Source organism: Methanolobus halotolerans (assembly GCF_004745425.1).
In the GTDB taxonomy this organism is placed as follows: domain Archaea; phylum Halobacteriota; class Methanosarcinia; order Methanosarcinales; family Methanosarcinaceae; genus Methanolobus; species Methanolobus halotolerans.
The window spans coordinates 1-309 of the sequence record NZ_PGGK01000043.1; the positions used below are offsets into that span (position 1 = coordinate 1).

Here is a 309-nt window from a genome sequence, read left to right on the forward strand (position 1 = left end):
CTCTGAATATCGAGACCGAGTACCCCCGGGCATGGGAAATGTTCTTTGAAGGGGCTGTAGCAGATGCCGGACTGGAGGCAGGTGAGTACATACTCACCTGCCTCCAGTCCGGCATCTGCTACAGCCCCTTCAAAGAACATTTCCCATGCCCGGGGGTACTCGGTCTCGATATTCAGAGTAAGCTCTGAATATCGAGACCGAGTACCCCCGGGCATGGGAAATGTTCTTTGAAGGGGCTGTAGCAGATGCCGGACTGGAGGCAGGTGAGTACATACTCACCTGCCTCCAGTCCGGCATCTGCTACAGCCC

General features: G+C 56.0%; 1 protein-coding gene. It reads left to right on the forward strand.

The window, feature by feature from the left end:
• The coding region (locus CUN85_RS13135; RefSeq protein ID WP_167848896.1) for a hypothetical protein at nt 1-188 on the forward strand (188 nt) is incomplete at its 5' end.
• Between the last annotated feature and the right edge of the window lie 121 nt (nt 189-309).